General features: G+C 43.8%; 8 protein-coding genes. All 8 read left to right on the forward strand.

Annotated features, from left to right (window positions below):
* Positions 1-24 precede the first annotated feature (24 nt).
* The 8 genes from grpE (at position 25) to V7Z64_RS10365 (ending at position 7,521) form a co-directional block, all read left to right on the forward strand.
* Entirely contained in the window at positions 25-606 is a 582-nt protein-coding gene (gene grpE / locus V7Z64_RS10330; protein WP_297987772.1) for a nucleotide exchange factor GrpE, read from the forward strand.
* Positions 607-619: 13 nt separating this feature from the next.
* Complete coding sequence (gene dnaK, locus V7Z64_RS10335) at positions 620-2,431, forward strand: molecular chaperone DnaK (protein WP_297987775.1); 1,812 nt, start codon at positions 620-622, stop codon at positions 2,429-2,431.
* Between the two features lie 131 nt (positions 2,432-2,562).
* The gene (gene dnaJ / locus V7Z64_RS10340; RefSeq protein ID WP_297987777.1) at positions 2,563-3,684 is read left to right on the forward strand and encodes a molecular chaperone DnaJ; all 1,122 of its coding nucleotides are present in this window, start codon (positions 2,563-2,565) and stop codon (positions 3,682-3,684) included.
* Between the two features lie 23 nt (positions 3,685-3,707).
* Positions 3,708-4,646, forward strand: a complete 939-nt coding sequence (prmA, locus tag V7Z64_RS10345; RefSeq protein WP_297987779.1) for a 50S ribosomal protein L11 methyltransferase — start codon at positions 3,708-3,710, stop codon at positions 4,644-4,646.
* 31 nt (positions 4,647-4,677) lie between these two features.
* Complete coding sequence (locus V7Z64_RS10350) at positions 4,678-5,427, forward strand: 16S rRNA (uracil(1498)-N(3))-methyltransferase (RefSeq protein WP_297987781.1); 750 nt, start codon at positions 4,678-4,680, stop codon at positions 5,425-5,427.
* Positions 5,428-5,437: 10 nt separating this feature from the next.
* Positions 5,438-6,790, forward strand: a complete 1,353-nt coding sequence (gene mtaB / locus V7Z64_RS10355) for a tRNA (N(6)-L-threonylcarbamoyladenosine(37)-C(2))-methylthiotransferase MtaB (protein WP_297987783.1) — start codon at positions 5,438-5,440, stop codon at positions 6,788-6,790.
* Positions 6,791-6,889: 99 nt separating this feature from the next.
* Positions 6,890-7,063, forward strand: a complete 174-nt coding sequence (gene rpsU, locus V7Z64_RS10360) for a 30S ribosomal protein S21 (RefSeq protein WP_003393897.1) — start codon at positions 6,890-6,892, stop codon at positions 7,061-7,063.
* A gap of 14 nt (positions 7,064-7,077) precedes the next feature.
* A complete protein-coding gene (locus V7Z64_RS10365; RefSeq protein ID WP_003393899.1) occupies positions 7,078-7,521 on the forward strand; it encodes a GatB/YqeY domain-containing protein in 444 nt (147 codons plus the stop codon).
* The last annotated feature ends 131 nt before the right edge of the window (positions 7,522-7,652 follow it).

Raw genomic sequence — 7,652 nt, forward strand, 5'->3', positions numbered from 1 at the left:
CAAGTATTTGAGGGAGGTGAGAAGATGGAGAAAGAACAGCGTACATATGATGAAACGATTGAACAACAAAACGAAGACGTACAAGCTGAACAAAAAGAAGATGAGCAAGTACAAAGCGAAGAAACGCAAGAGGAACGAGACGAGTTATCGCTTGCGCATGAAAAAATCGCCCAATTAGAAGCGAAATTAGCGGAAGCGGAAAATCGTTTGCTTCGTTTGCATGCCGATTTCGATAACTATCGTCGCCGAGTGCGTTTAGATATGGAAGCTGCTGAAAAATATCGCGCGCAAAGCTTAGTAGCTGACTTGTTACCGATTTTAGATAACTTTGAACGCGCGCTACAAGTGCAAGTCGAAGATGAAAAGGCAAAATCGTTATTACAAGGAATGGAAATGGTATATCGCGCGTTAATTGAGGCGCTCAAAAAAGAAGGGGTCGAAGCGATTGAATCGGTTGGAAAACCGTTCGATCCTCACGTACATCAAGCGGTGATGCAAGTGGATGATCAAAACTATGAACCAAACACGGTCGTTGAAGAGTTTCAAAAAGGGTACAAGTTAAAAGATCGTGTCATTCGTCCAGCAATGGTCAAAGTAAATCAATAAGGAGGGACTGTATATGAGCAAAATTATCGGTATTGACTTAGGTACGACAAACTCTTGTGTCGCTGTGCTAGAGGGTGGAGAACCAAAAGTTATTCCAAACCCAGAAGGAGGTCGCACGACACCATCTGTCGTTGCGTTTAAAAACGGTGAACGTTTAGTCGGTGAAGTTGCAAAACGTCAAGCGATCACAAACCCGAATACGATCATTTCGATCAAGCGTCATATGGGAACAGACTATAAGGTGCAAATCGAAGGAAAAGAATATACACCTCAACAAATTTCGGCAATGATTTTACAATACTTAAAATCGTATGCGGAAGCATATTTAGGTGAGCCGGTTACACGTGCGGTCATTACTGTTCCAGCATACTTTAACGACGCACAACGCCAAGCGACAAAAGACGCAGGTCGCATCGCTGGTTTAGAAGTCGAGCGCATCATTAACGAGCCGACAGCAGCAGCGTTAGCATACGGATTAGATAAGATGGACGAAGATCAAACGATTCTCGTTTATGACCTTGGCGGCGGTACGTTTGACGTGTCCATTCTTGAATTAGGTGATGGTGTATTTGAAGTAAAAGCAACGGCTGGCGATAACCATCTCGGTGGTGACGACTTCGACCAAGTCATTATTGATTACTTAGTCGAGGAGTTTAAAAAAGAACACGGCATCGACTTATCAAAAGACAAAATGGCGTTACAACGTTTAAAAGATGCGGCAGAGAAAGCGAAAAAAGAGCTTTCTGGCGTCATGCAAACTCAAATTTCGTTGCCGTTTATTAGCGCGAACGAGAACGGTCCACTTCACTTGGAAATGACGTTAACGCGCGCAAAATTTGAAGAATTGTCCGCGCACTTAGTTGAGCGTACGATGGGACCTGTCCGTCAAGCGCTAAAAGATGCTGGTTTGACTCCTAATGATATCGACAAAGTCATTCTTGTCGGTGGTTCAACGCGCATTCCAGCCGTTCAAGAAGCGATTAAAAAAGAAATTGGAAAAGAGCCGCATAAAGGTGTAAACCCAGATGAAGTCGTTGCGATCGGTGCGGCGATTCAAGGTGGCGTTATTGCCGGTGATGTAAAAGATGTCGTTTTATTAGACGTTACACCACTTTCGCTCGGTATTGAGACGATGGGTGGCGTATTTACAAAATTAATTGAACGCAATACGACGATCCCAACAAGTAAATCACAAATTTTTACAACGGCGGCAGACAATCAAACTGCAGTGGACATTCACGTGTTACAAGGTGAACGTCCGATGGCTGCCGATAACAAAACGCTCGGTCGCTTCCAATTAACAGATATTCCACCGGCTCCACGCGGCGTGCCGCAAATCGAAGTGACGTTCGATATTGACGCGAACGGTATTGTGCATGTGCGTGCGAAAGATTTAGGCACAAATAAAGAACAATCAATTACAATTAAATCTTCTTCTGGTCTTTCTGAAGAGGAAATTCAACGCATGATTAAAGAAGCGGAAGAAAACGCAGAAGCGGATCGGAAGCGAAAAGAAGAAGTCGAACTTCGCAACGAAGCGGACCATCTCATTTTCACAACCGAAAAAACATTAAAAGAGCTAGAAGGAAAAGTAGACGAAGCGGATGTGAAAAAAGCGCAAGAAGCAAAAGATGCATTAAAAGAAGCGCTTGAGAAAAAAGACATCGAAGATATTCGTGCGAAGAAAAACGCGCTGCAAGAAGTTGTGCAACAACTTTCAATCAAGCTGTACGAACAAGCTGCACAACAAGCGCAACAAAGCGAAGGCAAAAAAGACGACAACGTTGTCGATGCAGAGTTTGAAGAAGTGAAAGAAGATAAGTAAACAGACGAAAAGTCAAAGTCAGGCCTGCCTTGGCTTTGACTTTTTTGCTATGGAAACATCAAATATATTGCGCAACAAGTTTAGACAATGATAAAATTACGTTCATGTGAACGAGTCGGGAGTGGGTGATCATGAGTAAACGGGACTACTATGAAGTGCTCGGTGTGAGTAAAAACGCGACAAAAGAAGAAATTAAAAAAGCATATCGGAAGTTATCCAAACAGTATCATCCAGATATTAACAAAGCACCCGATGCAGCAGAAAAGTTTAAAGAAATTAAAGAAGCATACGAAGTGCTAAGCGATGATCAAAAACGCGCCCACTACGATCAGTTTGGCCATACCAATCCGAACCAGCAGTTTGGCGGTTTTGGCAGCGCTGATTTTGACTTTGGTGGGTTTGGTGGCTTTGAAGATATTTTTAGCAGCTTTTTTGGCGGCGGACGTCGCCGTGATCCGAACGCACCGCGCGCAGGCGCAGATTTGCAATACACGATGCGCCTGACATTTGAAGAGGCGGTATTCGGCAAAGAAACAAATATTGAAATTCCGCGTGAAGAAACGTGCGATACGTGTCAAGGTTCTGGTGCAAAACCGGGAACGAAAAAAGAGACGTGCGCGCATTGTCACGGGACAGGGCAACTAACGATTGAACAAGCGACACCGTTTGGTCGCATCGTGAACCGACGCGTTTGCCATCATTGCGGCGGCACAGGGCAGTTGATTAAAGAAAAATGTGCGACGTGTCACGGGACAGGTCGCGTGAAAAAGCGCAAAAAAATTCATGTCAAAATTCCTGCAGGTGTCGATGATGGTCAACAGCTCCGTCTAGCCGGTCAAGGCGAACCGGGAATCAATGGCGGACCAGCGGGAGATTTATATATCGTCTTCCATGTCGAACCGCATGAGTTTTTTGAACGTGACGGAGATGATATTTATTGCGAAATGCCGATTACGTTTACACAGGCAGCGCTTGGAGCAGATATTGAAGTGCCGACGTTGTATGGGAAAGTGAAATTAAAAATTCCTGCCGGCACGCAAACGGGCACGAAATTCCGTTTGAAAGGAAAAGGAGTGCCGAATGTGCATGGGTATGGAAAAGGGGACCAACATATTCGCGTTCGTGTCGTCACGCCGACGAAATTAACGGAACGTCAAAAGCAGTTATTGCGCGAATTTGAACAACTGAGTCAAGGGCATGGCCAAGAAGAAAGCTTTTTTGCGAAAGTGAAGCGAGCATTTAAAGGGGAGTAACGTGAAGGAGGAGTTGGTAGATTATGAAATGGTCAGAAATAAGCATTCATACAACACATGAGGCGGTCGAGGCGATTTCGAATATTTTACATGAAGCAGGTGCAGGCGGCGTCGTCATTGAGGATCCGTTTGAACTTACGAAAGAACGAGAAACGACTTACGGGGAAATCTACCAACTCAATCCTGACGATTACCCCGAAGAAGGCGTAATCATTAAGGCGTATTTGCCAGTGAATAGTTTTTTAGGTGAAACGGTTAAAGAGATTAAACAGGCGATTAACAATTTAATGTTATATAACATTGATATCGGACGAAATAAAATTACAATTAGCGAAGTGAACGAAGAAGAGTGGGCAACAGCGTGGAAAAAATATTATAACCCTGTCAAAATTTCTGAGCGCTTTACGATCGTACCAACATGGGAAACGTATGAACCGGTTTCGAGCGATGAACTAATTATTGAGCTAGATCCGGGCATGGCGTTCGGTACAGGAACGCATCCGACAACTGTGATGTGTATTCAAGCGCTTGAAAAAACGGTAAAAAAAGGCGATACGGTCGTCGATGTCGGCACAGGTTCGGGCATTTTAAGCATTGCCGCAGCCATGTTAGGGGCGGAACGTGTGCATGCGCTCGATTTAGATCCGGTTGCGGTAGAAAGCGCAAAGTTGAACGTAAAGCTAAATAAAGTGCACGATGTCGTTACCGTTTCACAAAACAATTTACTTGATCGGATAGATGAACAGGCAGATGTCATCGTGGCGAACATTTTAGCCGAAATTATTCTTCGCTTTGTTGACGATGCGTATCGTTTATTGCGTGCTGGTGGTATGTTTATTACATCGGGCATCATTCAAACGAAAAAGCAAGAAGTAAAAGAAGGTCTTTTGCGCGCTGGTTTCACAATTGAGGAAACGTTGACGATGGAAGACTGGGTTGCGTTTATTGCGAAAAAACAATAAATTGACATGATGACGAAAAAGGGTGTTCGCATTGCAACGATATTTTGTGCGTAATGAGCAAGTCGTTGGCGATCATGTAGTCATTTCTGGCGATGACGTCCATCACATTGGACGAGTCATGCGCATGAATGAAGGTGATCGCCTTCTTTGTTGTAATGAAAAAAGTGAGACGATGCTTTGTGAAATCGAACAAATTTCCAATGATTTTGTTCGATGCCGTATTATACAATGGATGGAGACAAATGTAGAACTTCCTGTGCATGCGTATATCGCTAGCGGATTGTTAAAGGGCGACAAATATGAATTCGTGTTGCAAAAAGGAACGGAACTTGGAGCAAAAGGGTTCATTCCTCTTATCACTTCTCGCTCCGTCGTCAAGTGGGATGAGAAGAAAGGCGTTAAAAGAGTAGAACGTTGGCAAAAAATTGTCAAAGAGGCAGCCGAACAATCCCACCGGGCATATATGCCGCCTGTCTACGCCCCGATGACCATTCGCCAGCTTCTCACATGGGCGAAAGATATCGATCATAAATGTATCGCTTACGAGGAAGAGGCGAAAGAAGGGCGGCATCGTGCATTTGCTCACCTCCTTCAAACGATGAATGAAGGGGAATCGCTCCTAATCGTTTTCGGATCGGAAGGAGGGCTTTCGGAGCAGGAAGTTGCTTTGTTAACGGAAAATGGGTTTATCGCTTGTAGTCTAGGGCCGCGCATTTTACGGGCAGAAACGGCGCCGTTATATGCATTATCAGCTTTGTCTTACGAATGGGAACTAAAGTGAGGTGATATATATGCCAACAGTTGCATTTCATACGTTAGGATGCAAAGTGAATCATTATGAAACCGAAGCGATTTGGCAATTGTTTAAGCAAGCTGGATATGAGCGAAAAGATTTCGAGACTCATGCCGATGTATATGTTATTAATACATGTACAGTAACAAATACAGGGGATAAAAAAAGCCGTCAAGTTATTCGTCGCGCGGTGCGCCGTAATCCAGACGCGGTCGTATGTGTAACAGGCTGCTACGCGCAAACATCTCCAGCGGAAGTGATGGCGATTCCGGGTGTTGATATCGTCATCGGCACACAAGATCGCGGAAAAATTTTAGAGTACATTGAACAGTTTAAACAACAACGTCAGCCGATTAATGGGGTGCGCAACATTATGAAGACGCGCGTGTATGAAGAACTTGACGTGCCTGCGTTTACCGATCGCACGCGCGCATCGCTTAAAATTCAAGAAGGATGCAATAACTTTTGTACGTTTTGTATTATCCCTTGGGCGCGCGGCTTAATGCGTTCGCGCGATCCAAAAGAAGTCATTCGTCAGGCGCAACAGCTTGTAGATGCAGGCTATAAGGAAATCGTATTAACGGGCATTCATACAGGCGGATATGGAGAAGATATGAAAGATTATAACTTCGCCATGTTGTTGCGCGATATTGATGAGCAAGTGAAAGGATTAAAACGGTTGCGTATTTCATCTATTGAAGCGAGTCAAATTACAGATGAAGTGATTGACGTGTTGAAACAGTCGGATAAAATTGTCCGTCATTTGCACATTCCGCTACAATCCGGTTCAAACACCGTGTTAAAACGGATGCGCCGTAAATATACGACCGAATTTTTTGCGGAACGATTAGCTCGTCTGCGCGAAGTATTTCCTGATTTAGCTGTGACATCTGATGTGATTGTCGGTTTTCCGGGTGAGACGGAAGAAGAATTTACGGAGACGTATGAATTTATTCGCACGCAACGTTTCTCCGAATTGCACGTCTTCCCATACTCGAAACGGACGGGGACGCCAGCTGCGAGAATGCCTGATCAAGTGGACGAGGAAATAAAAAATGAACGCGTCCATCGTTTAATCGCGCTTTCTGATCAATTGGCAAAAGAGTATGCATCGAAGTTTGAAGGACAAGTGCTAGAAGTCATTCCAGAAGAACTTGACAAAGAAAATCCAACGAGCGGCCTATACGTCGGTTATACAGACAACTACTTAAAAGTAAAGTTTCCAGCGACGGAAGACATGGTCGGTCAACTCGTGAAAGTGAAGATTACGAAGGCAGGTTATCCGTATAACGAAGGCGAGTTTGTCCGCGTCATTCACGATGTCGACGATACCATTCGGTTAAGCTCATAAAAAGAAGTTGACTTATGGACTTGGTTATATTATACTTTGAAAGTACATGTTCTACATGTGACAAGGATTAGCGGTTTTGTTCGGAGGGAGGGAAGTAGGATGTCAAAAACGATCGTTCGTAAAAACGAGTCGCTTGAAGATGCTCTTCGTCGCTTCAAACGTGCGGTTTCAAAAACAGGTACGTTACAAGAAGCAAGAAAGCGCGAATTCTATGAAAAGCCAAGCGTAAGACGTAAGAAAAAGTCTGAAGCGGCTAGAAAGCGCAAATATTAAAAGAGGGTGTATTTATGAGTCTTCTCGAACGTTTGAACAATGATATGAAACAAGCGATGAAAAACAAAGAGAAGGACAAATTGTCGGTCATTCGTATGGTAAAATCCGCTTTGCAAAACGAAGCGATTAAACTTGGCAAAACGTTGACCGAAGATGAAGAATTAACCGTACTTTCTCGCGAATTAAAACAGCGTAAAGACTCCCTCCAAGAATTTGAAAAAGCTGGTCGCACAGACCTTGTTGATAAAGTAAAAGAAGAAATTACGGTTCTTGAACTTTACATGCCGAAGCAGTTGAGCGAAGAAGAGCTTGTGCAAATCGTGAAAGAAACGATTGCCGAAGTAGGCGCTTCCTCAAAAGCGGATATGGGTAAAGTAATGGGAGCGATCATGCCGAAAGTGAAAGGAAAAGCGGACGGCTCGCTCGTAAACAAACTTGTTCAACAGCATTTAAGCTAAAGAAAAACACCTTACAATACTGTAAGGTGTTTTCTATTTTTGAAACTTTTTTTCTCCCCATACGTACATATTAAAGGTGAAGTCCTGCGGTAATATGTCAAGGTGAAAAATCATCGAAATTGGAAATTCGA

The sequence above is a fragment of the Anoxybacillus sp. genome (assembly GCF_036834105.1).
Lineage (GTDB): Bacteria > Bacillota > Bacilli > Bacillales > Anoxybacillaceae > Anoxybacillus.

What these genes read in the sequence shown, in the direction of transcription:
- grpE (WP_297987772.1), top strand. Translation starts at nt 25, where the DNA reads ATGGAGAAAGAACAGCGTACATATGATGAAACGATTGAACAACAAAAC.
- dnaK (WP_297987775.1), top strand. Translation starts at nt 620, where the DNA reads ATGAGCAAAATTATCGGTATTGACTTAGGTACGACAAACTCTTGTGTC.
- dnaJ (WP_297987777.1), top strand. Translation starts at nt 2,563, where the DNA reads ATGAGTAAACGGGACTACTATGAAGTGCTCGGTGTGAGTAAAAACGCG.
- prmA (WP_297987779.1), top strand. Translation starts at nt 3,708, where the DNA reads ATGAAATGGTCAGAAATAAGCATTCATACAACACATGAGGCGGTCGAG.
- mtaB (WP_297987783.1), top strand. Translation starts at nt 5,438, where the DNA reads ATGCCAACAGTTGCATTTCATACGTTAGGATGCAAAGTGAATCATTAT.
- rpsU (WP_003393897.1), top strand. Translation starts at nt 6,890, where the DNA reads ATGTCAAAAACGATCGTTCGTAAAAACGAGTCGCTTGAAGATGCTCTT.
- V7Z64_RS10365 (WP_003393899.1), top strand. Translation starts at nt 7,078, where the DNA reads ATGAGTCTTCTCGAACGTTTGAACAATGATATGAAACAAGCGATGAAA.